Here is a 24,253-nt window from a genome sequence, read left to right on the forward strand (position 1 = left end):
TTATTAGTGTTTTAGCTTATAAAATACATTTATTAGTATTATGACTAATAAATTTGTATATTTGAATAAATTTATAATGAATGAAATATTCGGTTATATCTGGCGACATCATCTCTTCTACTAGTTTAACAGGGGAAGACCGCAAACTTGTAGAGGAAAAATTAAAGAATCTTCTAAAAGATTTAAAGGAAGAATTTAATGTATATGGTCGTATTATTAAAGGCGACTACATAGAATGTGTAGTGCCAAATGCATCGGAAGGACTACAAGTGGCTTTAGCTATAAAGAGTTTTGTAAAAGCAATTCCAATTGAAGTTAAAACCTATAAAACCTCCGACAGTAGAGTAAAACAATTTAAGATACACGGAATTCGCCTTGCTATAGGTTATGGTGAATTGAGTAGATATAGTCCTAAAGATGGAATTATTGATGGTGATGCTATTTACTTATCAGGACGCGAAATAAGTGGAGAAACGACCTATAATAAGGAGCGAATCGTTATAAAAAACACCTTGTTTTTTGCTTCAAAAGACGAGTCTTTAAATAAAAATTTCCAACCTTTACTAGCACTTTTAGACGTGTTAATAAGTAAAGCAACCTCTAGACAATGTGAGGTTTTATATTTAAAGCTGATGAATAATCAGGAAGATGATATTGCAAAACGTTTAGGTATTGGGCAGTCTGCAGTAAATCAACACTCGACCAGTGTAGGTTGGAATGCAATTGAAGAAGCTGTAAATTACTATAAAATGATAGTTACAAACTAAAACACTATGGGAATAAAGGAATTATTACTCCTCCAATTTATAGCGCATTTGTGTTTGGATTACTTTTTTCAAACTAATAAATTAGCTAAACAAAAAAACACAATAGGCTTTAAAAGTCCATTTTTGTATTGGCACGCTTTACTGTGCTTTGTATTATCATGGCTATTATCATTACAAGTTGAGTTTGTTTGGGCTGCAGCAATAATCACTGTAACTCATTTCTTAATTGATGGAATTAAACTCCATCTTAATAACAGTAAATATTTAGGTAGGTACGCTTTTTTCATAGATCAGGCTTTACACTTAATAATTTTAACAGTAGTAGTTCTTTTATTTGATAAATGGCAAGGAATAGATCCCTTTGTAAACACCTTTATAGATTTTAAATACCTATTAATAATAGCAGGATACTTGGTGTGTTTAAAACCTGCGAATATATTTATTAGAGAAGTGTTTAAAGCAACAGATATACAGGTCTCCAGCGATAATGAAATGCCCAATGCTGGAAAAGTAATTGGGGTGTTAGAAAGAATTCTAACGCTAACATTTATCATCGTTTCACAATATTCAGCTGTAGGGTTTTTAATTGCTGCAAAATCAATTCTACGCTATAGAAATGATGAAACGTTAAAAACAGAATACGTGCTTATTGGTACTATGTTGAGCTTCGGAATAGCAGTAATAGCAGGTATAATTATTAATTTATTTTTATTCATTTAAGTGCTAACTAACTTCAAAAAACATATCGAGGATAACTTTTCATTGTTAAAAGGGAAAAAAAATCTTATTGCTTGTAGTGGGGGAGTAGATAGTGTGGTTTTAACGCACTTAATCAAAAATCTAAACCTTGAAATCGCTCTTGCGCACTGTAATTTTTCACTCAGAGGAGAAGAAAGTGATGGCGATGAGCAATTTGTAGTAGCATTAGCTGAAAATTTAGATGTACCAATTTTTTCTGAAACATTTGACACTCATAAGTATGCGGATGAACAAAAGGTTTCAACGCAAATGGCAGCCAGAACTTTGAGATATAATTGGTTTGAAGAGATTTTATCCAATTTTAATTACGATTATCTACTAACAGCTCATCATCTAGATGACGATTTAGAAACTTTTTTTATAAATCTTTCAAGAGGAACGGGCCTAAACGGACTTACAGGAATTCCAAAAAAGAATCAGAAAGTAGTAAGGCCATTATTGAATTTTTCAAGAGAAGAAATAGTTAATTACGCTGAAGCAAATAAGCTTAAATGGCGAGAAGATAGTACCAATCAAAAAACGGATTATCTTAGAAACAAATTGAGATTAGAGGTTATTCCGCGATTTAAAGAAACTAATGAAAACCTCCTTAAAAACTTTAAAAAGACACAAGACAACCTAATTGCATCTCAAAATTTGATAGACGATTATATGTCATTGGTGTACAAACTTGTTATTTCCAAAAAATCTGATTCATACCATTTAAATATTCAAAAACTACAGGAGTTACCCCATACTGAAGAGTTATTATACGAATTGCTTAAGGATTTTGGTTTTACCGAATGGAATGATGTTTCCAACTTGTTAGATGCTCAAACAGGCAAACAAGTTCTATCTAAAACTCATAGACTTTTAAAAAATCGCGATGAATTGATTCTTACTGAAATTGTTATAAATCCCATAGATGAGGAATACTTAGTTGCTGAAGAGGGAATAAGCGCACCAATTAAATTAGAAATTGAGCAATCTATAGCTATTGGTGAAACAGAAAAGAATACTATTTATTTAGATGCCGAAAAATTGAATTTTCCATTGAAATTAAGAAAATGGAGGAAAGGAGATAGTTTCAAGCCTTTTGGAATGGGTGGATCTAAGAAATTGAGTAAATTTTTTAAAGATGAAAAGCTTTCAGCAACCGAAAAGGAGAAAATTTGGGTTCTTGTAGATAAAAATGAAGTAGTTTGGGTTGTAGGAAAAAGAATGGATGACACCTATAAAGTAACTCAAAAAACAGAGAAAATTATTAAAATTACTTACGTTACCTAAGTGCCTAAAAAGCGAAAATCTCGACTTGTGGTCGAGATTTTCTAACAAACCTAACTTTAGTAAACTTTATTTGCACTTTGAATATTTTCTATCCCCACAAAAAATATAATCAATGTGCATTATCCACTAATTCTATGATTCAAATATACAGCACGTTATTGTAATTTTATATACGTACTAACACGTATTTTTGTTTCTGACATTAATCATTACATATTGTAAACATAAATTGTAACTTTCCAATTATGAAAAATTCGATGAAAATAGGAGTGTTAACAAGTGGTGGAGATTCTCCAGGGATGAATGCTGCAATTAGAGCAGTTGTCCGTGCTTGCGAATATAAAGGTGTTAAATGTGTAGGTATTTACCGTGGATTTCAAGGATTGATAGAAGCAGATTTTAAGGAGTTAAATGCAAGATCGGTTAAAAACATTATTAATCGTGGTGGAACTTTTTTAAAATCTGCACGATGTAATGAGTTTAAAAATTCTGAAGGTAGAAAAAAAGCCTACGATAATCTCACAAATGAAAATATTAATGCTCTAGTAGTTATAGGAGGCGATGGAACATTTAAAGGTGCTACAGCATTTCAAAAAGAATTTGACTTTCCAATTGTTGGTATCCCTGGAACTATAGATAACGATATTAATGGAACAGATTATACAATTGGTTACGATACAGCTTTAAATACAGTTGTAGAGGCTATTGATAAAATTCGAGATACCGCTAATTCTCATAATCGACTTTTTTTGGTGGAAGTTATGGGACGTGATGCGGGAGATATAGCTCTTAACGCGGGAATCGGCGCCGGTGCTGAAGAAATATTGATTCCTGAACAAGATATGGGATTAGAACGTTTATTAGAATCGTTAGATAGAAGTAAAAAATCTGGTAAAACATCTAGTATTGTGGTAGTTTCTGAAGGGGATCAAATAGGGAAAAATATATTTGAATTAGCAGAAAATATCGAGAAAAACTTGAAGGATTACGAAGTAAGAGTTTCTGTCTTAGGGCATATTCAACGTGGTGGAGCGCCAAGTTGTTACGATCGTGTTTTGGCAAGTAGATTAGGAGTGGGAGCTGTAGACGCACTTTTAAATGGTGAATCTAATGTAATGGTAGGGATTGTTCATAATAAAGTAAAATTAATTCCTTTTGCTGAAGCAATTAAATCTAGTAATCAATTTGACGTAAGTCTTGTACGTGTGGCAGATATTATCTCTATATAAGTATTACTTTCTCGCATTCTATTTTTAAAAACTAAACAAATTCGCTAAATTAATTTTATATTAAATAAAAAAACTATGATAAAAACAGGAATAAATGGATTAGGCCGTATCGGTCGTTTGGTTTTAAGAGCAGCATCAAAAAAAAATGATATCGAGGTAGTTGCTGTTAATGATTTACTAGATATAGAGCATTTGGCTTATTTATTAAAATACGATTCAGTACATGGAAAATTTCCGGGAACTATAACCGTAGATAACAATTACCTAGTTATAAATGGCAAAAAGATTCGAGTTACTGCTGAAAAGAATCCTGAAAATTTAAAATGGAATGAGGTAGGAGCCGAAATTATTATGGATTGTACTGGGATTTTTAAAGAAGTAGATTCAGCTTCTGCTCATATTAAAGCTGGAGCAAAAAAAGTGGTTATTTCTGCACCTTCCAAAACTGCACCTATGTTTGTGATGGGAGTGAATCACAAAAGTGTAAAAGCTACAGATACAATCATTTCAAATGCATCTTGTACAACAAATTGCTTGGCGCCATTAGCGAAAATCATCAATGACGAATACGGAATTGAAGAAGCCCTTATGACTACTGTACATGCGGTAACTACTTCACAATCAACGGTAGATAGTGCCTCAAAGAAAAACTATCGTATTGGAAGAAATGCCTTAAACAATATTATTCCAACAACTACAGGTGCTGCAATAGCTGTTACTAAAGTAATCCCAGAACTTGAAGGGAAATTAACAGGGATGGCTTTTCGCGTTCCAACTACTGATGTTTCTGTGGTAGATTTAACTTTTCGCACCAAAAAATCTACAAACTACGAAGCCATAAAACAACTTTTCAAAAATGCTTCAGAGAATGAATACAAAGGACTTGTAAATTACACCGAAGACGAAGTGGTGTCTCAGGATTTTGTTTCAGACCCATATATTTGCACTTTTGATGCTAATGCTGGGATTGCGTTAAACGACAATTTTTTCAAATTAGTAGCTTGGTACGATAATGAATATGGGTATTCGTCAAAATTAGTAGATTTGACAGTTCATATTGCAACGCTATAAACTATGACCCTCATAACTGATGGTGGCTCGACAAAATGCGATTGGGTCCTGCTAGATAATTCAGGAAATGTACTCTTTAAAACTACAACTTTAGGTTTAAATCCAACGGTTGTGCCTAAAGAAGAACTTCTGTTTCGAATTTCTTCTAACGAAGCCTTAAAAAATGTATTTTCCCAAGTGGAAACACTTCACTTCTATGGAGCAGGTTGTGGTACCATAACTCCTAGAAGTATTTTAAAGGAAGTTTTAGAAGAGCTTTTTGTAAATGCAACTGTAAGTGTTTCAGAAGATTTAACTGCTGCGGTTTATTCTGCTACTTCAGTACCTGGAATTGTATGTATTCTAGGTACTGGCAGTAATAGCTGTTACTTCGACGGAAAAGTAATCCACTCACATATTCCTGCTTTAGGCTATATTTTAATGGATGAAGCTAGTGGTAATTATTTTGGGAAAAGATTGATTAGAGACTACTATTACAATAGAATGCCTGTCGAAATTGCATCAGAATTTGAAAAAAACTTCAATTTGAATGCGGACGACATCAAGATGAATTTATATAAAAAAGCAAATCCGAACACATATTTGGCTTCATTTGCCCAGTTCATTTTTAGTTCTTCTTCTCAAAACAATAACATAGAGGGAAATGATTTAGGTAAGGACAAAATAAACTCATATTTTTACGCTCTTATAAAAGAAGGAATTTCAAATTTTATAGAATGTCGTATTCTAAGTTTTGAAAATGCAAGAGAAGTGCCAATACATTTTGTTGGTTCAATAGCACATTTTTCAGAACAAATAATTAAAGAATGTTTTGACGAATACAATCTTGAATTGGGAAATATCGTACAACGACCAATCGATGGATTAATAGCGTATTATAAAAATAGAATTAAGTAAAAACACCAATCACCTATAAAATGCCCTTACCTGCGATAAATCCTACAAAAACAAATGCTTGGAAAGCCCTTGAAACCCATATTCAAGAAATAAAAAATAAGCAAATGCAGGATGTTTTTTTTAAAGAAACTACTCGTGCAGACCGTTTTAAAATAGAATGGAAGGACTTTTATGTAGACTACTCTAAAAATAGGGTTACAGACAAAACAATTTCACTTTTACTTAACCTAGCAGAAGAGGTAGGTTTAAAAGAAGCTATAATCCAACAATTTTCCGGAAAACCTATAAACCAAACAGAAGGTAGAGCAGTTCTTCACACAGCGCTTAGAGATTTAAATAATCTTAAACCTGAAGTGGCTAGTACACTTCAAAAAATGAAGGATTTTTCAGAAGAAATAATAAGTGGAAAGCATAAAGGATTTTCAGGAAAACCGATAACAGATGTTGTAAATATTGGAATTGGAGGCAGTCATTTGGGCCCGGAAATGGTTACTGATGCACTTCAATATTATAGAAATCACTTAAATATTCACTTTATTGCGAATATCGATGGGGATGATGTAGAGGAAGTCTTAAAAAAACTAAATCCTGAAACCACATTATTTATAGTAGTTTCTAAAAGTTTCACAACTCAAGAAACTATCGTAAACGCTACAGTTGTCCGAGATTGGTTTTTAAGAAGTGCCGTTGAAGAAAATATTCAAAGTCACTTTGTAGCGGTTTCTGCTAATATAAAAGGTGCAATAGATTTTGGAATTTCAGAAGATAATATTTTTCCAATGTGGGATTGGGTAGGAGGTCGTTTTTCTCTATGGAGTTCCGTAGGACTTTCTATTTGTTGCGCTGTTGGTTATCATAATTTTGAGGCTATTTTAAAGGGGGCTTCAGAAATGGATGACCATTTTAAAAATGAAGAATTCGACAAAAACATTCCTGTAGTACTTGCTTTATTGTCAATATGGTACAATAACTTTTTTAAAGTAGAAAGTGAAGCAGTTGTAGCATATTCTCAATATCTAAATAAACTTGTTCCTTACCTTCAACAGGCTATAATGGAAAGCAATGGGAAGAATATTGACAGAAACGGGGACAAGATTAACTACCAAACTGGAACAATAGTTTGGGGGAATGTAGGTAGTAACTCACAACACGCATACTTCCAACTTTTACACCAAGGGACCAAACTTATTCCTACCGATTTTATTGGTTTTTCAAAGCCTTTACTTGGTAATTTTAAAAACCACAATATTTTAATGGCTAATTATCTTGCTCAAACTGAGGCATTGTGGGAGGGTACATATAATAAAGAGGTTGAAAAGCCTTTTAAATTTTTCGAAGGAAATAAACCTACAAATTCAATTTTAATCAAGAAACTTACTCCAAACAGTCTGGGAAAACTTATTGCGATGTATGAGCACAAGCTTTTTGTTCAGGGGATTATTTGGAATATCTTCAGTTACGATCAATGGGGCGTTGAATTAGGTAAAACTGTTGCTAAGGGAACTCTAAGTTCTATAGAGAATAAAAATGCTACTGAAGTTAAAAATCCATCCACTCAAAATTTGATTAAAAAATTATTAGACTCTTAATTTAAAAAAAATAAAGGATTCTTTTTCCAAACTCACACACTTTTTATGGTTGTAAGTTTTTAATTGTGAGGGTTTTAAAGATTTTTATTATCTTACTTAAAAATCTATTTTAAAACCTTAAGCATATGCTCACAAAAGTTTACGGAAGTGCCGTTTTTGGTGTAGAAGCTACTACAATAACTGTTGAAGTTAATGTAGATAAAGGAGTTGGTTACCATTTAGTTGGACTACCAGACAACGCTATTCGTGAAAGTAATTATAGAATTGCAGCAGCGCTTCAAAATAATGGATATAAAATTCCAGGAAAGAAGTTAATTCTCAATATGTCGCCAGCAGATTTAAGAAAAGAAGGTTCGGCTTACGACCTAACTTTGGCTATGGGAATACTTATCGCTACAGAACAGATACAAGAACGGAATGCACTTTCAGATTTTATAATAATGGGAGAGTTGTCCTTGGATGGCAATTTACAACCAATTCGAGGAGCACTACCAATAGCTATTAAAGCAAAAGAAGAAGGTTTTAAAGGGATTATTTTACCAAATCAAAACGCAAAAGAAGCAGCTATTGTTGAAGGTTTGAACGTCTATGGAATCGATAACATTAAAGAAGTAATCGATTATTTCAATGAAGATATTCCATTAGAAAAAACTATAGTGGATATGGAAGCTGAGTTCTATAATCATCTAGAACACCCAGAATACGACTTTGCTGATGTAAAAGGTCAAGAATCTATTAAACGCTGTATGGAAATCGCTGCTGCTGGAGGACATAACATTATTTTAATAGGCCCACCAGGTTCTGGAAAAACTATGCTAGCCAAACGATTGCCAAGTGTATTGCCTCCTATGACACTTCAAGAAAGTCTCGAAACCACTAAAATACACAGTGTAGCTGGGCGAACTATGGAAAAAGGTGGGATTATGACTTCTAGACCTTTTCGCAGTCCTCATCATACGATTTCGGATGTAGCCCTTGTAGGAGGTGGGCAATATCCACAACCTGGAGAAATAAGTCTTGCTCATAATGGAGTGTTATTTTTAGATGAACTTCCTGAGTTTAAACGTGGAGTTCTCGAAGTAATGCGGCAACCTTTAGAAGATCGAGAAGTGACTATCTCTCGAGCAAAATTTACAGTTACCTACCCCTCAAGCTTTATGTTGGTAGCTAGTATGAATCCTAGTCCAGGCGGGTATTTTAATGATCCTGATGCCCCTGTGATGTCCTCACCAGCCGAAATGCAGCGTTATTTGAGTAAGATTTCAGGTCCGTTATTAGATAGAATCGATATACATATTGAGGTTACTCCAGTTCCATTTGAAAAACTTAGCGAAGAACGCCGTGGTGAAGCAAGTGTGGTTATTCGAGAGAGAGTTACTAATGCCAGGAAAATTCAGTCTCAACGCTTTTCTGATTTCGATAATATCCACTACAATGCGCAAATGGGAGTAAAGCAAATACGTCAGTTTTGTAAACTAGATGAAGATTCTTTAGGGCTGTTAAAAACAGCAATGGAAAAATTAAATCTATCCGCTCGAGCTTACGATCGAATTTTAAAAGTAGCAAGAACTATTGCCGATTTAGAAGCTTCTGAAAGAATAAACGGCAACCATATTTCTGAGGCAATTCAGTATAGAAGTTTGGATAGAGATGGTTGGTTTGGGTAAAAGATGACTGAGTGATTATGCTATTTTTTTTATTTAATTTTACTAAAGTCTAGATTTTAATTGTTGGTTCGTTTCTTGAACATAAGGTTTTAGTAGTACGTAGTAATAGGAATTAAATCAATTGATTAGGTGATTTTATTTTAAAATAATTTTCAGCTAATTGATGGAAATGTTTATATCCTAGGTATAATCTATTTATCTTGCACTAAACTTTCTTATTTATGAAAAATCACTTGCTATATATTTTTTCAGCTTTAATAGTAATTAGTTGTAATAACCCCTCAAATAAAAATTCTGAAATTTCTAAAACAGAAGTTGTATCAATGGAAAAATTTGAAGATCCATCATTTACACTAGCTGAAGCAAACAAATTAATTGAACTTCCTTTACATTGTGTTGCTACAGAATATCCTTATAAGCCTGGTGAAGTTTTAGAAAGTGAAGCAGATTTAGTAGAACCTATTAAGGTACATCCAATTTTTTATGGCTGCTTTGATTGGCATAGTGCTGTACATGGTTATTGGTCGATGGTTACACTTTTAAAGCAATTTCCAGATATGGACAAAGCCGAAGAGGTAAAGAATATTCTACAAGAGAAGATTACTGCAGAAAATGTAGCTACAGAGGTTGAGTATTTTAAAAAGCCTATCAACAGTTCCTTCGAAAGAACCTATGGTTGGGCTTGGCTATTAAAACTTGCGGAAGAATTACATAACTGGGATGATCCTATGGCTCGACAACTTGAAGAAAACTTAAAACCACTAGCTGATATTATTATTACTAGGTATAAAGAGTTTTTGCCGAAATTAAATTACCCAATTAGAGTAGGAGAACACTCGAATACCGCTTTTGGGTTAACCTTTGCTTACGATTATGCTAAAACAATAGGGGATGATGAGTTGAAACAACTTATAGAAAAACGAGCTAAAGACTTTTATTTAAATGATATAGATTGTCCTATTACTTGGGAGCCTAGCGGCTTTGATTTTTTGTCTCCTTGCTTAGAAGAGATAGATATTATGCAACGCGTACTTTCTAAAGATGAGTTTTTGAATTGGATAGATGCATTTTTGCCAGAATTGGCTAATGAAAATTATCAATTAAAAGTAGGAGAAGTAAGTGATAGAACTGATGGAAAATTAGTTCATCTAGACGGCTTAAACTTCAGTAGAGCGTGGGTTTTCTATGCCTTAGCTCGGGATTATCCAAAATACAAACACCTTAAAAATGTAGCTAATGAGCACTTAGCCTATTCTTATCCTAATTTGGTGGGGGATAGTTACGAAGGTGGACATTGGTTAGGAAGCTTTGCTATTCTTGCTTTAAATACGCTTCATAAATAGTAAGAATAATTCTGAGTTCAAATATTTTGGAGCTCTAAACTATTTACAAACATCCCAAAGCACATCAGTGGGAGTAGGGGCTTCAAATGTGAATTCTTCTTTTTGTACGGGATGAACTAAAGTTAGTTTTCTTGCGTGTAGATGAATGCTTCCATCGGGATTACTTCTGTCGAAACCGTATTTTAAATCCCCTTTTATCGGGCAACCAATAGAAGAAAGTTGTGAACGAATTTGATGATGTCTACCAGTTTCTAACTCAATTTCTAATAAGTAATAATTGTCTAGCTTCTGAATTAATTTATAATGAAGAATAGCTTTTTTACTTTCTGGAACTTCTTTTATGTGAGCATAAGACTTGTTTTGTTTAGGGTTTCGCTTCAAAAAATGGATTAAAGTATCTTCCGTTTTTGGTGGAGCGTTTTTCACAAGTGCCCAGTATATTTTTTGAGTTTCTCTTTTGGCAAACAGTTTATTTAAGCGGGTTAGTGCTTTTGATGTTTTAGCAAATAAAACAATTCCGCTTGTAGGTCTGTCTAATCGATGAACAACACCCAAATACACCGCTCCAGGTTTATTATACTTTTCTGCGATATATTCTTTTACCACTTCGGAGAGAGGCATATCTCCGGTTTTATCTCCTTGAACGATATCGCCAGGACGTTTGTTTATAACTATTAGGTGATTGTCTTCATATATAACTTGAAGATTCTCTTTAGTGCTGTGATTTTTTGAAGTTCCGATTATTAAGTAATTTTAGAATTCAACTTTTCAAAAATAAGGAAAAGAAAATTTACTTAGTTTGTAAAAAAATGAATAATAAATAAAATAACTGTGGTTATAGGACGCTCTTAAGCACTACCTTTGCGCCAAACTATTAAAATGGAATCTTTTAACGACTTTAACCTAAATAAACAACTACAATTCGCAATAGACGATTTAGGCTTTGAAAAACCTACACCTATTCAGGCACAATCGTATTCGGTTATTTTGTCTGGTACAGACATGGTGGGTATTGCTCAAACAGGTACTGGAAAGACTTTTGCGTATATGCTGCCTATTCTTCAAGAATTGAAATTCTCGAAGGATATACATCCACGTGTTTTAGTAATGGTTCCCACGCGTGAACTAGTAATACAGGTTGTTGAAGAAATTGAAAAGTTTGGTAAATACTCTTCTGTACGTGTGATTGGAGTTTATGGCGGTACAAACATAAACAGACAAAAAGAAGCTGTTGCCGAAGGTGCAGATATAATAGTTGCTACTCCAGGACGATTGTACGATTTAGTGATTAGCCGAGCATTACAGCTTAAATCGGTTAAAAAAATGGTGATAGATGAAGTAGATGTTATGCTTGATTTAGGTTTCCGTTTTCAGCTTACCAATATTTTGGAACTGCTTCCAAACAAGCGTCAAAATATTATGTTTTCTGCAACAATGACAGATGATGTGAATGTATTTATTCACGATTTCTTTATTGCGCCAACTACTGTTTCGGTTTCGGTAAGTGGAACTCCTTTAGATAATATTTCACAATACGCATATAAAGTTAAGAACTTTTACACCAAAGCGAATTTGCTAAAGCACATCCTTCAGGATGAAAAAGATTTTAAGAAAGTACTTGTTTTTGTTCCTAATAAGAAGAGTGCCGATTTACTTTTCGATATTTTAGATGAATTTTTTGGAAGTGAAGTAGCCGTAATCCATTCAAATAAAACACAGAATTACAGGCTGCGTTCTATAGAAAACTTTAATGACGAAAAGACGCGTATTCTTGTGACTACAGATGTTATGGCGCGTGGGCTTGATTTAGATAAGGTTTCACACGTTATAAATTTCGACACACCATTGTATCCAGAAAACTATATGCACCGTATAGGAAGAACTGGTCGAGCGGAGCAGAAGGGAACGTCAATATTGCTTTATACGGAAGATGAAAATGAAGCGAAACAAGCCATTGAGAATTTGATGGATTTGAAGATTACTGAATTAAATTTTCCTGAAGAAGTTGAAATATCAAAGCAGTTAACCTACGAGGAGCAACCTAAGGTTTTAGAAATAAACAACCCCAATAATATAGAAGAGGTTGGACCTGCATTTCACGAAAAAAAGGAGAAAAACAGAAAAGAAAACTTAGGAGGTTCGTACAAACGAATAATTAAGCAGAAATATAAAAAACCTAAAACTAGAGGTGATAAAAATTATAACAAGAGGAATAAACGTAAATAAGCTATAACTATTTATCGAAATAGTAAGTTTTGAGTAAATTCTAAAAGGAAAAATCCAACTCACCCATAATTAATTTTAACTGATAACAGAATACTAATTACGAATCCTCGATTAACTTGAACTCAGAATCCCGTAATCCGATTTTAATAATTTTAGCGTTTTTCTCCATATATGTTATTTGGGGTTCTACGTATATGCTTAATAAAGTAGCTGTTACTGAGCTATCTCCGTTTTTTTTAGCTTCCATTCGCTTTACAACTGCAGGTGTACTTATCTTCATAATTGCTAAGGCAATGGGTAAAAGTCTTGCTATAACGCGTAAACAACTATTAAATACCATTATCGTTGGATTTCTTTTTCTTTCCTTTGGAAATGGAGTAATTGTTTGGGCATTAAAATACGTAGATAGTGGTTTTGCTGCATTGGAAATTTCTGCTCAGCCCTTGGTTGTCCTTTTTTTAATGAGAATTTTACAAGGAAAAAAGATTAAACTCATGTCTCTTATTGGGGTGGGGCTTGGTATACTAGGGATAACACTATTGGTTACTCAACAACAGATAGTAACTCAAGAAGGTTCAATAGTTGGAATGATAATGATTTTTGCCTGTATGCTTAGTTGGGCATTTGGTAGCTTATTTGTGGGAAAAGCAGAGTTTCCTAAAAACTTCTTTGTAAATACAGGGTATCAGATGTTTACGGGTGGAATTACACTTGCAATAGCCAGTTTGGCTTTTGGAGAAGCTTGGCTCGCACCAAACGAATGGAGTATGCAAGTACAATGGAGTATGGTATTATTAATAATTTTTGGAAGTATTGTAGCTTTTACATCTTTCAATTATTTATTAAAATCTGTTTCCCCAGATAAAGTTGCTACATCTACCTATGTGAATCCTCTTATAGCTTTATTTTTAGGATGGTATTTTTTAGATGAAGAAATAACCTCGCAGTCTTTAATCGCAGCTGCAGTGTTATTAACCGGAGTTTATTTTATAAATACGGCAAAGACAACTGTTACATTACCACGATTTACTAGTAAAATATTTAATAAGCATAAAAAAGAAGAGTTTTAGTAACGTCATTCACAAGGTCTAAAACTCCCTTTGTAAAAATAAAAAAGTCAGAAAATAATTGAATCATCGATTATTTACTGACTTAATTTTTTAGAAGAAGGTTATAGGTTTTTCTTAAAAGTACTTCGTTCCTTATGCTGCTCTGGTGAATAGTCTTTCCAAAGTAATTGTACAGCAGTATTTTCTTTTAATTCAGGATTTGTTTCAACGGTATGAATTCCTTTTGAATTAAATAAATTTTGCATTTCTTCGAAAATAATGGCTGTAACCCCCTTACCTTGGTATTCTGGATCAATTCCAATTAAGTAAAATGCAGCGGTATCATTCTTTTTCTGAGCTTTCAATATATGAGTCCAACCAAATGGAAAAAGCTTTCCATTGGCTTTTTTCAAGGCTTTAGAAAATGAAGGCATTACTATTGAAAAGGCAATTAGTTTTCCAGTTTCATCCTTAATACAACAAATGTAATCTGGATGAATAAAGTTGAAATACTTTTTTTTGTAATAATCTATTTGATATTGTTGAATGGGTACAAATGTTTGAAGCGTATTATAGGTTTTATTCAATAATCCAAACATCTCATCTACATAAGGTAAAATTTCTTTTTTATCCTTAAAACGAATTACCGAAAGCTTATATCGATCACGTACAATTTTCGAAAACTTAGCAACTTTTTCAAAAATTGTTTCTGGGATTCTTAACCTATATTCTACCCAAGTCGCTTGTTTTTCAAAGCCTAGTTTTTCAAAATGTTCGGCATAATAGGGGTAGTGATACCAAGTAATCATGGTGTTCATTTCATCAAACCCCATTGTTAGTATTCCAGCTTTTTCCATATTGCTGAAACCAACTGGCCCCTCGGTGTATTCTAAGTTGTGCTCTCTGCCTTTTTCATAAACTCTTTCCAATAGCGCTTTGGTAACTTCAATATCGTCTACCATATCAAGCCAACCGAATCGGATTTTCTTTTTTCCTTGTTCGTTAACTTCAAGATGGTTTAAAATTACGGCTATACGTCCAACAACTTTGTTGTTCTTATAAGCAAGGTAATACCAAGATTCTGCATTTTTAAAAACAGGATTTTTAGCCTTATCTAGCGTTTCCATTTCATCTTTAATAAGAGGAGGAACCCAATGCTTACAGTCTTTATATAGTTTAAATGGAAAAGTGACAAATTTTTTAAGATCACTTTTTGAGGAAATTAATTGAGTAGTAATCATATTGATTAATGCTATTTTTTAGCCGTTATTATCAGGAGTGAAGTCGTCTAAACGCTTTTCTTTTTTCTCTTTCTTTTTATCCTTTTTAGATTTCAATTTGTCTTTGGCTTCATCTTCCAAATACTCATCTTGTTTATGCATATCAAATCTATATGCTGCACCAACACGACCATAAAACATAGAAGGAGTGTCTTTTAAGCTATAAGTAAGCGAAAGGTCTACGTGAAAATCTTTATTAACTAAAACTGCTGCTCCGCCACGTATTAGTTGATCTGAGTAGAAATCACTTTTAAATCCTTGGTTTTCTAGAAAGATAGAGAAATATCGGTTGGTAGCGTGTGTAAGGGTAACGATATATCCGTAGGTAGGATAATCTGTAGTAACACGATCTACAATTAAGTTTGTTACAAATACCCAACCTCCAATCCAGTTATTTTGGGTGGATAATACAAACTTAGGGCTTATAGTGTTATCGCGTGGGGGTACAAAAGGATTAACAACATCTTCATCTATATAATCAAAGTTTGCACCTACATAGAGTGCCACAGCAGGAATTAAATCTTCTACTTGAAATCTATTATTCTTTTTCCAGCTATAAAGATTTGGACCTTCTAGTACTTTTTTACGATACGGGTCATAAATAAGGTATTTTAAGCCTAACGTATTACTCTTAAAATTTGCGACACTTCTTTTTTCTTCGGGTGTAAAATTGGTATGAGTGATATTATTTGATTGAAAATCTCCTATAAAGCTCACTTCTAATCGTTCTTTCCAAAACCCATATCTGATAGAATAATCAATATTTAATCCATTAGTTTCGGTATTTAGAAGAGAGTGTTTTTCTTTTCCAAGGCTCATACCTGCTTCAAACTGAAGTACATTTTTACCCACAGCAAAAGCACCTTGTGATACACCTGGACGATTGGTATTTATCATTTCGGTGTACTGGCCAAATGAATATTGACTAATAATTGTCGTGATAAATAATGTAAATAAAAGCTTTATTCGCATAGTGAGTCAGGTTTAAATTCAAAGATAGAAGATTTTACCATTTATTTAATAATCTATATTCGTCTTTTTGCACCCCAATCCTTATTTTTGGAGACAATTTAGATTATTATGATTTCATTTCTTAAAACGATTTTAATCGTTCTATTGATATATTTCGGACTTAAATTTTTATTTAGGCTCGCTACTCCTTACTTAATGCGTTACATTTCTAAAAAAGCTAATCAAAAGTTTGAAGAGTTTTTTAATACAAATTCAACTGCAGCTTCTCATCAACAACGTGAAGGAGATATAAGTATCGATAAAATGCCCTCACGAAACTCTCGAACCGCTAATAAAGTAGGGGAGTATGTTGACTATGAAGAAGTAGAGTAAATTTGGTTACCTATTTCTTTCATAGCAACCACCTAATTATTTATTTTAACTTTCAAGTTTAGCGGAAAGCTCGAACCAACGTTCAGTTTTTTTATCTATTTCATCTATAATTTCCTGAAGTTTAATAGACTGCTTATCTATTTCTTCACCATCCCAATTTTCTGTTGCAAATTTATTTTGAAGCGTTTCTCGTCTGTTCTCTAAATTCGCTATTTCCTTTTCAAGTTTATTGTATTCCTTTTGCTCGTTATACGTTAGTTTAGCAGGACTTGAAGATTGTTTCCAATCTTTTTTTACTTTTGTAGCTGCTTCACTAGCCTCACGCTTCTCTTGAATATTGCTGTCTTCATAAGTCCTAAAATCAGTATAATTTCCAGGGAAATCTTCGACTTCTGCGTTTCCACGGAACACAAAAAGGTGATCTACAATCTTATCCATAAAGTATCTATCGTGGGAAACCACTAATAAACACCCAGGGAAATCTAACAGAAAACTTTCTAAAACATTTAAAGTAACTATGTCTAAATCGTTTGTGGGCTCATCCAGAATTAAAAAGTTTGGGTTTTTGATTAGTACCGTACATAAATACAGACGTTTTCTTTCACCACCACTAAGCTTTTCTACATAATCGTATTGTTTCTTAGGATCGAAAAGAAAACGTTCTAATAACTGCGAAGCTGAAATCTGTCTTCCTTTTTTAAGTGGAATATACTCCCCGAATTCGCGAATAACATCTATAACCTTCTGACCCTCTTTTATATTGATACCTGCTTGGGTGTAATATCCAAATTTAACGGTTTCTCCTATTACAACTTTCCCCGAATCTGGTTTTAAGGCACCTGTAAGGATATTTAAGAACGAAGATTTTCCAGTTCCATTTTTTCCAATAATCCCTACACGTTCACCACGGTTAAAATTATATTCAAACTTGTCTAAAATTTTCTTTTCACCAAAAGATTTTGAAACACTGTGAAACTCAACAACCTTAGTTCCCATTCGTTCCATATTTAGCTCAAGTTGAACTTGGTGGTCGTTTCTTCGCTTACTTGCACGTTCCTTTATATCGTGAAAGTCATCAATTCGACTTTTGCTTTTAGTTGTTCGCGCTTTTGGTTGACGACGCATCCAATCTAATTCTTTTTTGAATAGTTGTTTTGCTTTTCCAGTTTCGGTAGCTTCATTTTCTATTCTAGCATCACGCTTTTCGAGATAGTAGCTATAATTTCCTTTGTAGTTATAAAGTACTCCTTCATCAAGTTCTACTATTTCATTACATACGCGCTCCAAGAAATATCTATCGTGCGTAACCATAAATAGGGTGAAGTTTTCCTTTGCAAATAGATTCTCTAACCATTCAATCATTTCGAGATCCAAATGGTTTGTAGGTTCATCCATTATTAGCAAGTCAGGTGTGGTAAGCAGAGCGTTTGCCAGTGCTAATCGTTTTTTCTGTCCGCCACTAAGCTTGCCAACTTTAGCGTGTAAATCTTCAAGCTTTAATTTAAAGAGGATTTGTTTGTAACGTGTTTCGAAATCCCAAGCTTGATGTGCTTCCATATCGTCAAAAGCTTTTTGATAGGCTTCTGAATCGTTAGGGTTTTCTATTGCGTGTTCGTATCGCTCTATTATTTTAAGAATAGGGTTATCTGAAGAAAAAATAGTTTGCTCTACAGTAAGCTCAGGATTTAAATCTGGTTCTTGAGGGAGATAAGAAATTTTTAGTCCTTTTCTAAAAACAACATTTCCGGTATCGGCTTTGTCATTTCCAGCGATAATATTTAGGAGGGAAGTTTTTCCTGTTCCATTTTTGGCTACGAAACCTATTTTTTGCCCCTCGTTAATTCCGAAGGAAATATTTTCAAACAATACCCGCATCCCAAAGGATTTAGATATATTTTCTACTGAAAGATAATTCACAATTTTAATTTTTCACAAATGTAATGAAATAGCAGATAGGGTTTCATTTTTTGCAAGTCTATAAAACGCCAAACTAAGATAATAAAAGAATATTAAGATTCTTTTTTATTTTTAAGGTTGTTTTGATGAGATACTGTTGTAATTAACTTTCAGTTTCGATATTAACACCTATTTTAGTTATAAATGTAATAATGTTTCATTATTAATTGTGTTAGTTTATATTTGTTCATCAACACTCTAAGCTCTTTATGAAGTTTACATATATATTATTGTTTTTATTTTTGGTTATCTGTACTAGTTCATGTATTTCTACAAAGCAACTTACCTATTTACAGGAAAATCAGTCGAAAACAGACACCCTTTCAATTTTACGTAAAAGACCAGAACCTTACAGGCTGCAGATTAATGATCTATTAAGTATTCGCGTAAAAGCTTTAGATCAAGAAACAGTGGGTATATTTAATCCCATAAGTGATGCTAATCCCAATGCAACTGGTGAGGAAAAATTGTACTATGATGGTTTTGTAGTAAACGACCATGGTAACATTCGAATTCCAAGTCTTGGAGAAATAAATGTATTAGGTTATACAGTCGAAGAAGTGCGTGAAAAGCTCGAAGATAGACTGTTAAAAGATTACTTTAAAGCAGAAGCCAATGTTTTTGTAACTGTAAAATTAGCTGGTATTCGTTATACCATTAATGGAGAAATAGGAAGACCTGGTTCAAATATCATTTATCGCGACCAAGTAAGTATTATGGAAGCAATCGCAAATAGTGGTGATATTTTAATGACTGGCGATAAAAGTGATGTTGTAATAATAAGGCAGTATCCCGCAGGACAAAAAGTACATCATATCGATTTAACTTCTATTGATGCAATGAGCTCGGATTATTATTTTATTAAACCCAACGATTTAATTTTGGTTAATCCACTGCCACAAAAGTCTATTGGAACAGGCACAACGGGGTTACAGTCATTTACAACAATTGTATCCATTACCTCGGCGTTGATAACTACTATTTTACTTTTTACCAGATTATAAGTTATGAACGACGAATTTGAAATAAACGAATCTCACGCTACTTTTGATTTCAAAGGATTTTTAATACGACTATTGCGTCACTGGCCTTTGTTTTTAATTTCGTTAGCAATTGGATTCACAATAGCCTATTTTGTAAATATCCGGAAACAGCCAATTTATTTAATAGATAATGTAATTTCTATCAAAGACGATCAGAATCCATTTTTCACATCTAATACAAGCCTTACTTTTAATTGGGGAGGGACTACAGATAAGGTAAATACGGCTATAATTACTTTAAAATCAAGATCTCATAATGAAAAAGTAGTTGAGCGATTACAATATTATACCAACTATCTTAAAGATGGAAAATACGAGCAGATAGATGCTTATCAACAAACGCCATTTTATGTAAGTGTGGACACGGTAGGCCCACAAATGCTAGGTCATCAAATTCAAATAATTTTTAAAGACTCGGTAAATTTTGAGTTTAGCACTACTTTTCCTGAAAGTGGTAGTATTACAGTGCAAGACTACACTACTAAGGAGAAACAAAATATAGCAGTTACACCAGGTAGTTTCTCGAAAAACTTTAAAATAGGCACTCATATTAAACTTCCGTTTTTTAACGGAACATTTATGCCAAACCCTGAAGTAGGGGTGAACCCTGGTGTTAAATACTATATTTCGTTTGGTGATTTTGATGCTGTAGTAAGAAGATATCTTGGCATTCGCGTAGAACCAGAAAGCAAAGGTTCTTCGGTGTTGAAAATGAGGCTAACAGGTCACAACAAAATGCGTTTAGTAGATTATTTAAATACATCTGTGAGCGTGTTAAGTGAAAACATGTTAGAACGAAAGAACCTTTTTGCAACGAAAACTATAAAGTTTATTGACAGTAGTCTAGCTCAAAAATCGGAAGAATTATCTAATGTTGAAGATGAGTTAAATAGATTTAAAAATAAAAATGCCATTTTTAATCTTGAAGCTGAAGGGTCTGATATTACTGCTAAATTAAGTGAGTTAGATTTGCGTAAAGAATCAGTTAATCGAGAGCTAAATTATTACGAAACTTTAGAAAGTTACCTTATTAGTCGTTCCGACTATAGAGATGTGCCGGCGCCTTCGGTTGCAGGAATTTCTGAAGCGAGTATTGTAAGTGGTGTAAGCAGAATTGTAAATTTAGCGGAAGAACGAAATAAACTTCAATATTCATTTAAAGAAGGAGCACCTATATTCAGTGATATAGATCGAAAAATTGATGCAGTAAAATCAGTTTTACTCGAAAATATTCGTTCATCAAAAAGTTTAAAAAAGGAGGAGTTAAGATATATTAATGGTGAAATAGGTCGCAATGAAGGCAAAATCCGGAAGTTGCCTAAAGAACAACAAGATTTACTTAAAATTGAAAGACGCTATAACTTAAGTCAAGGTACTTACAATCTCTTTCTAGCAAAAAGAAGTGAAGCAGGACTGGTAAAAGCGGCAAACGTTAGTGATGTTATGGTAATCGATTCGGCCAAGGATACTGGTGGTGGGAAAATTGGCCCAAACACACAACTCAACTATATGATGGCAGCATTGTTGGGCTTGCTATTTCCATTTTTGATAGTATTTGCACGTTTTTTCCTAGATACAAAAGTAAATGGCATTGATGAATTAAAACGATTAACTCCAATTCCTGTATTAGGAGTTATTGGAAACAATCCAATAAAATCAAATTTAGCAGTAATTTCAAAACCAAAATCCTCAATTGCTGAAGCTTTTAGAGCTTTGCGATCGAGTTTGCAGTTTATCTATAGAAAACAAGGAATTAAAGGGTCAAAAACAGTATTAATAACAAGTTCTATTAGTGGTGAAGGAAAAACGTTTTGCTCTATAAATATGGCTACTGTTTTTGCATTAAGCGGCAAAAAAACTGTTTTACTCGGGCTAGACCTTAGAAAGCCTAAGATATATGGGGATTTTAACTTACATAATGAGAAAGGAGCAGTTAACTATCTTATAGGTGAGTCTGAAATTGATGAAATAATTCAAAACACAGAATTGGAAAACCTAGATATTATAACCTCAGGTCCAATTCCACCAAACCCGTCGGAGTTGTTAATCGATTCGCCTTTAGAGAGTCTTATAGAAACTTTAAAAGAAAGATACGACTACATTATTATCGACTCCCCACCTTTAGGATTAGTATCTGATTCCCTAGAGCTTATTAGATATGCGGATGCTACTTTGTATGTTGTAAGATTTAATTATACTCATAAAAACATGCTCACATTTGTAAATGAAAAGTATAAGTCTGGTGAAATTAAACATATAAGTATTGTACTTAATGACTATGTTGAGAAAGCAGGAAAAGGATATGGGTATGGTTACGGATATACATATGGCTATGGTGTAGATGGATATCATGAAAACGACAACAAGCCTTCACTTTCTGAAAAAATTAAGAAGACTTTAAAGAGGTAGTAACTCTTAATCTAAATTTTTCCTTTAATTTTGCAGTCTTAAAAATTTATCATAATTAAAACATTGTAAATGATTCAAAATCCCACAATTGCTGTTATTGGCCTTGGATATGTAGGTTTACCACTTGCTGCTGCCTTTGCTGAAAAATATAAAGTAATAGGTTTCGATATTAATGCAGAACGCATTTCGCAATTACAAAACGGAGAAGACCTTACATTAGAACTTTCTTCGGAAGCATTAAAAAACGTTTTATCCAAAAATGACGGCATTGGGTTAACAGTTACAGATAATCCAGCTGACATGGAAAGTGCAACTGTATATATTGTAACCGTACCAACTCCAACAAATAAATACAATCAACCTGTTTTAATTCCTCTAGAGCGCGCAAGTGAAACAGTAGGGAAAATATTGAAAAAAGATGATGTGGTTATATACGAGTCTACTGTATATCCAGGGGTTACAGAAGATATTTGTGTTCCTATTTTGGAAGAACATTCAGGATTGAAGTTCAATAAGGACTTTTACGCTGGTTATTCTCCAGAACGTATTAATCCGGGAGATAAAGAACATACTGTAACTAAAATTATGAAAGTTACATCAGGTTCTACACCAGAATCAGCAAAATATATCGATGAGTTATACGCTTCTGTAATCACGGCTGGAACACATCTAGCATCGTCTATTAAGGTAGCGGAAGCTGCAAAAGTTATTGAAAACTCTCAACGTGATATCAATATAGCATTCGTGAATGAGTTGTCTAAAATATTCCGTCTATTAGATATTAATACAAACGATGTTTTGGAAGCTGCAGGAACAAAATGGAATTTCTTAAAATATAGTCCAGGTTTAGTTGGTGGGCATTGTATAGGTGTAGATCCATATTATCTAGCACAAAAGGCTCAAGAAGAAGGGTATAACCCTGAAATTATTCTAGCTGGACGTCGTATGAATGACGGAATGGGACAATATGTGGCTCAAGAAGTTGTAAAGCTTATGATTCGTAAAGAATGTAAAGTTAAAAACGGAAATATCTTAGTTATGGGTATAACGTTTAAAGAAAACTGTCCCGATATAAGAAATACTAAAGTTATTGACGTAATTACTGAATTAGAAAAATATAACTTAAATATTGATGTTTACGATCCTTGGGCTAATCCAAGTGAAGTTGAAAAGGAATTTGGAATTTCAATGATAACTGATGCTTCTAAATTACAAAAAGATTATAACGCAGTTGTTGTAGCTGTTCCACATAATGAGTTTAGAAGTTTTGAAATTAAAAATCACATGTCTGAACCATGTGTGGTATTTGACGTAAAGTCTTTATATCCTAAAAACACCGTTGACGGCACTTTATAATGAAAGAAAACATATATCACAATAACGACTTATCTTCTTTTTCCTTTTTAGTTACTGGTGGTGCAGGATTTATAGGTTCGAACCTTGTAGCTTATTTGTTAGAGAGTAACGCAAAAAAAGTACGTGTATTAGACAACCTTTCTACAGGTTCCTTAGATAATCTTGCAGAGTTTAATGTTGACTCTCGTTTTGAATTTCTTGAAGGAGATATCCGTGATTTACAAACCTGTAAAGATGCTATGGATGGGATAGATTACGTTTCTCATCAAGCTGCTCTAGGGTCTGTACCTCGTTCTATCAATGATCCTGTTACTTCCAATGAAGTAAATGTTTCAGGGTTTCTTAATATGTTGGTTGCTCAGAACGAAAGTAAGACAGTAAAGAGATTAGTTTACGCAGCCTCTAGTTCAACTTATGGTGATAGTAAATCATTACCCAAGATTGAAGATAACATAGGAAAACCACTTTCTCCGTATGCAGTTACTAAATTGGTAAATGAATTATACGCAGACGTTTTTTATAAAACCTATGGCACACCAACAATAGGGTTGAGATATTTTAATGTCTTTGGACCAAAACAAAGTCCAACAGGCGCTTATGCAGCGGTAATTCCATTGTTTATGCAGGCATTAAAAGATGGGAAATCTCCAACTATGCACGGCGATGGTGAACAGACTCGTGACTTTACATTTGTTCAAAATGCTGTTCAAGCAAATGTTAGAGCATTTTTCGCTGAAGATAAAGCTGTAAACGAGGTTTTTAATATTGCATTTGGTGAAAGAACAAGCTTAAATCAATTATGGGATAAGCTGAAAAGTATTTCAGAAAAAGAAATTGAAGCAACTTATGGACCACCAAGAAGAGGGGATGTAAGAGATTCTCTTGCTAATATTGAAAAAGCAAATAATCTAATGAATTACAAGCCTTTATATTCAGTTTCTGAAGGACTTAAAATTACGTGGGAAGCATTTATGAAGCAGTAAGTTTCTCACTCATTAAATT

Annotated in this window: 20 protein-coding genes; 16 read left to right on the forward strand and 4 right to left on the reverse strand. The window is 33.5% G+C overall.

Going from position 1 to position 24,253, the window contains the following annotated elements; translation table 11 throughout:
• Positions 1-80 precede the first annotated feature (80 nt).
• The 9 genes from FHP04_RS03125 (at position 81) to FHP04_RS03165 (ending at position 10,588) form a co-directional block, all read left to right on the forward strand.
• Complete coding sequence (locus FHP04_RS03125; protein WP_139854490.1) at positions 81-767, forward strand: fumarate hydratase; 687 nt, start codon at positions 81-83, stop codon at positions 765-767.
• Positions 768-773: 6 nt separating this feature from the next.
• Positions 774-1,487 carry a DUF3307 domain-containing protein gene (locus tag FHP04_RS03130; protein ID WP_139854491.1) on the forward strand — a complete coding sequence of 238 codons (714 nt, stop codon included), beginning with the start codon at positions 774-776 and terminating at the stop codon, positions 1,485-1,487.
• On the forward strand, positions 1,488-2,792 hold the full coding sequence (gene tilS, locus FHP04_RS03135) for a tRNA lysidine(34) synthetase TilS (RefSeq protein WP_139854492.1): 1,305 nt from the start codon (positions 1,488-1,490) through the stop codon (positions 2,790-2,792).
• Positions 2,793-3,037: 245 nt separating this feature from the next.
• The gene (gene pfkA / locus FHP04_RS03140; RefSeq protein ID WP_139854493.1) at positions 3,038-4,021 is read left to right on the forward strand and encodes a 6-phosphofructokinase; all 984 of its coding nucleotides are present in this window, start codon (positions 3,038-3,040) and stop codon (positions 4,019-4,021) included.
• A gap of 75 nt (positions 4,022-4,096) precedes the next feature.
• Positions 4,097-5,092, forward strand: a complete 996-nt coding sequence (gene gap, locus FHP04_RS03145; protein ID WP_139854494.1) for a type I glyceraldehyde-3-phosphate dehydrogenase — start codon at positions 4,097-4,099, stop codon at positions 5,090-5,092.
• 3 nt (positions 5,093-5,095) lie between these two features.
• Entirely contained in the window at positions 5,096-5,989 is an 894-nt protein-coding gene (locus FHP04_RS03150; RefSeq protein WP_139854495.1) for an N-acetylglucosamine kinase, read from the forward strand.
• Positions 5,990-6,009: 20 nt separating this feature from the next.
• Positions 6,010-7,578, forward strand: a complete 1,569-nt coding sequence (pgi, locus tag FHP04_RS03155) for a glucose-6-phosphate isomerase (protein ID WP_139854496.1) — start codon at positions 6,010-6,012, stop codon at positions 7,576-7,578.
• Between the two features lie 125 nt (positions 7,579-7,703).
• A complete protein-coding gene (locus FHP04_RS03160) occupies positions 7,704-9,245 on the forward strand; it encodes a YifB family Mg chelatase-like AAA ATPase (protein WP_139854497.1) in 1,542 nt (513 codons plus the stop codon).
• Between the two features lie 221 nt (positions 9,246-9,466).
• Complete coding sequence (locus FHP04_RS03165) at positions 9,467-10,588, forward strand: DUF2891 domain-containing protein (protein WP_139854498.1); 1,122 nt, start codon at positions 9,467-9,469, stop codon at positions 10,586-10,588.
• Between the two features lie 39 nt (positions 10,589-10,627).
• Here FHP04_RS03165 and FHP04_RS03170 read toward each other — a convergent pair whose 3' ends face one another.
• Positions 10,628-11,329, reverse strand: a complete 702-nt coding sequence (locus tag FHP04_RS03170; RefSeq protein WP_139854499.1) for an RluA family pseudouridine synthase — start codon at positions 11,327-11,329, stop codon at positions 10,628-10,630.
• Between the two features lie 138 nt (positions 11,330-11,467).
• On the opposite strand from FHP04_RS03170, the gene FHP04_RS03175 reads away from it, so the two are divergent.
• Positions 11,468-12,814, forward strand: coding sequence for a DEAD/DEAH box helicase (locus tag FHP04_RS03175; RefSeq protein ID WP_139854500.1), 1,347 nt, complete (start codon positions 11,468-11,470; stop codon positions 12,812-12,814).
• A 116-nt stretch (positions 12,815-12,930) separates the two neighbouring features.
• Positions 12,931-13,884 carry an EamA family transporter gene (locus FHP04_RS03180; RefSeq protein WP_139854501.1) on the forward strand — a complete coding sequence of 318 codons (954 nt, stop codon included), beginning with the start codon at positions 12,931-12,933 and terminating at the stop codon, positions 13,882-13,884.
• A gap of 101 nt (positions 13,885-13,985) precedes the next feature.
• Here FHP04_RS03180 and FHP04_RS03185 read toward each other — a convergent pair whose 3' ends face one another.
• Positions 13,986-15,104 (reverse strand): GNAT family N-acetyltransferase, encoded by a 1,119-nt coding sequence (locus FHP04_RS03185; protein WP_139854502.1) that lies wholly within the window; start codon positions 15,102-15,104, stop codon positions 13,986-13,988.
• Between the two features lie 18 nt (positions 15,105-15,122).
• Positions 15,123-16,115 carry a transporter gene (locus FHP04_RS03190; RefSeq protein WP_139854503.1) on the reverse strand — a complete coding sequence of 331 codons (993 nt, stop codon included), beginning with the start codon at positions 16,113-16,115 and terminating at the stop codon, positions 15,123-15,125.
• A 108-nt stretch (positions 16,116-16,223) separates the two neighbouring features.
• Between FHP04_RS03190 and FHP04_RS03195 the strand changes: the two genes are divergently transcribed.
• A complete protein-coding gene (locus FHP04_RS03195; RefSeq protein ID WP_221442672.1) occupies positions 16,224-16,487 on the forward strand; it encodes a DUF4834 family protein in 264 nt (87 codons plus the stop codon).
• Between the two features lie 45 nt (positions 16,488-16,532).
• Here FHP04_RS03195 and FHP04_RS03200 read toward each other — a convergent pair whose 3' ends face one another.
• Positions 16,533-18,404, reverse strand: coding sequence for an ABC-F family ATP-binding cassette domain-containing protein (locus FHP04_RS03200; RefSeq protein ID WP_139854504.1), 1,872 nt, complete (start codon positions 18,402-18,404; stop codon positions 16,533-16,535).
• Between the two features lie 248 nt (positions 18,405-18,652).
• Between FHP04_RS03200 and FHP04_RS03205 the strand changes: the two genes are divergently transcribed.
• The 4 genes from FHP04_RS03205 (at position 18,653) to FHP04_RS03220 (ending at position 24,234) form a co-directional block, all read left to right on the forward strand.
• Positions 18,653-19,447: a polysaccharide biosynthesis/export family protein gene (locus FHP04_RS03205; RefSeq protein WP_139854505.1), complete on the forward strand. Its 795-nt coding sequence runs from the start codon at positions 18,653-18,655 to the stop codon at positions 19,445-19,447.
• Between the two features lie 3 nt (positions 19,448-19,450).
• A complete protein-coding gene (locus FHP04_RS03210; protein ID WP_139854506.1) occupies positions 19,451-21,895 on the forward strand; it encodes a GumC family protein in 2,445 nt (814 codons plus the stop codon).
• A 72-nt stretch (positions 21,896-21,967) separates the two neighbouring features.
• Positions 21,968-23,251 carry a nucleotide sugar dehydrogenase gene (locus FHP04_RS03215; protein ID WP_394344268.1) on the forward strand — a complete coding sequence of 428 codons (1,284 nt, stop codon included), beginning with the start codon at positions 21,968-21,970 and terminating at the stop codon, positions 23,249-23,251.
• Complete coding sequence (locus FHP04_RS03220; RefSeq protein ID WP_139854508.1) at positions 23,251-24,234, forward strand: SDR family oxidoreductase; 984 nt, start codon at positions 23,251-23,253, stop codon at positions 24,232-24,234. Before FHP04_RS03215 ends, FHP04_RS03220 begins: the two co-directional genes overlap by 1 nt.
• The last annotated feature ends 19 nt before the right edge of the window (positions 24,235-24,253 follow it).

The sequence above is a fragment of the Aequorivita sinensis genome, assembly GCF_006346335.1.
Taxonomy (GTDB): domain Bacteria; phylum Bacteroidota; class Bacteroidia; order Flavobacteriales; family Flavobacteriaceae; genus Aequorivita; species Aequorivita sinensis.